General features: G+C 49.0%; 2 protein-coding genes. Both read right to left on the bottom strand.

Annotation, left to right across the window (positions count from 1 at the left end; all coding sequences use genetic code 11):
• Positions 1-117: 117 nt before the first annotated feature.
• Positions 118-960, bottom strand: coding sequence for a DUF2225 domain-containing protein (locus AC1WIP_RS15235; RefSeq protein ID WP_481142624.1), 843 nt, complete (start codon positions 958-960; stop codon positions 118-120).
• A gap of 59 nt (positions 961-1,019) precedes the next feature.
• A partial coding sequence (locus AC1WIP_RS15230) for a glutamate--tRNA ligase family protein (protein ID WP_481142623.1) occupies positions 1,020-1,944 on the bottom strand: 925 nt, incomplete at its 5' end.

Raw genomic sequence — 1,944 nt, 5'->3', positions numbered from 1 at the left:
CTCCCGTAAGCAGCTTCCCTTCTCTGATTTCCTTTTTTATATGCTCATAAATCTGTTCATACAGACGTTTCCCACTGTCTGTCTGTAAACGAATGGTCATGTCATACATTGCAGTTCCTATTGCCTCTTCAAATCCGCAAGAATCTGTTCCTTCAGCTCTCTGGCCTTATCCTTGGTACGGTTGTTGGCTGTGGGAGACGTCAATATAGCAGCAACCATTTTGCTGGCCACATCATACTTTTTAAATCTTGCAGCCAGAACACCGATCAGGTATTCCACCGTGATCTCATCCATGCCGCACATGGGAAAGTCCTCCGTCTGCATAGCCTCTGTAAAGCCATTATAGGCATTCTCCAGATATTCTGCCTCCTGGGCTCTCAGCTCGACCAGCTTTTTTCGATCCGGTTCTTCCTCTTTCTCAAGACTCTCCGCATAGCCTCGCAGAAGCCAGGCACTTTTTAAGCAGATATAAGCCTTTTCACTGGCTTTGGCTCTTTTGACTACAGCGTTTGCCAATGCAAGCTTATATCTATCCACAGCCTCCTCATAGCTGTAGGTATCTCCCGTATGCGGATGAAGCTGCACTCTCTGGCTGATGTGCTCCTTGATCAGCTTCGCCTGGGCGCTGCCCACCGTAGTAAAATATCTGCTAAGCGCCGCATACCCGCAGTGGGGGCAGAGCTCCACGTCATATTTTGCCGCATCAATTCCGTCATATTGAGGTCTTAAGTCCTGATCCGTCTTTAGCAGCTTTGCCTTGCCTGACTTCATAATTTTGGAAGAAAAGCTCTCGCCGCACACAGGGCACTCAAAGGTCTTATCATAAATCAGATCCTTCTCCTCCACCTTTTGCACAGCAGCTTCCTTTTTCTGCTTTTCCTTTTCCTCGTTTTTATAAATATCCATATTTTCCAGATTGCCCAATCCCAATCCGGAAAGTCCGGACAATAATCCAGCCATTTTTACCCTCCATTCCTTCCGTCTCTTTTCCACCACTCAATTTTACACCCTTGGAAGCCTTACACTTCCTTTGGCAGCACATAGGAGCTCTTCAAGGATACAATCCGGTTAAAAACCAGCGCATCCGGCCTGGAATCCCTGACATCCACGCAGAAGAACCCCTGCCGCACAAACTGAAAGCTGTCATAGGCCTGGGCTCCCGCAAAGGCAGGCTCCAGTCTGCACTCCTGCAGCACAGTAAGAGAATTGGGGTTCAAATTCAGGCTGCCGTCCTCATTATAAACCCCCTTTTCCTCGTCGATAATGTTTTCATACAGCCGTACCTGCGCTGTGATGGATTCCCTGGCAGGCACCCAGTGTATGGTTCCCCTTACCTTTCTTCCGTCAGGACTGTTGCCGCCTCTGGACGCCGGATCATAGGTACAATGCACCTCTGTGACCTTACCGTCCGCGTCCTTCACGCAGCCTGTGCAGGTCACAAAATAAGCGTTCATCAGGCGCACCTCATTGCCCGGAAACAGTCTGAAATACTTTTTGGGGGGAATCTCCATAAAGTCCTCTCTCTCAATGTACAATTCTCTCCCAAAGGGCACCTGACGGCTCCCCAGAGCCTCATTCTCCTGATTATTGGGAATCTCCGCCAGCTCTGTCTCACCTTCCGGATAGTTATCAATAATCAGCTTTACAGGATTTAACACCGCCATCATGCGGGGCTTCTTTACCTTCAAATCCTCTCTGATACAATACTCCAGCATGGCATAATCCACAGAGGAATTGCTCTTGGAGACGCCGCAGAGCTCTACAAAGCGTTTGATGGATTCCGGTGTAAAGCCTCTTCTGCGCAGAGCGGCAATGGAAACCAGTCTGGGATCGTCCCAGCCGTCCACAATACCCTCCTCCACCAGCTTTTTAATATACCGCTTTCCTGTGACCACATTGGTGAGATACAGCTTTGCAAATTCAATCTGCTTCGGAGGATGGGGA

This window comes from Acetatifactor sp. (assembly GCF_982438285.1).
Note: the sequence above shows the minus strand (reverse complement) of the source record. Positions and strands in the feature narration are given on the sequence as shown.

What these genes read in the sequence shown, in the direction of transcription:
- AC1WIP_RS15235 (WP_481142624.1), bottom strand. Translation starts at nt 960, where the DNA reads ATGGCTGGATTATTGTCCGGACTTTCCGGATTGGGATTGGGCAATCTG.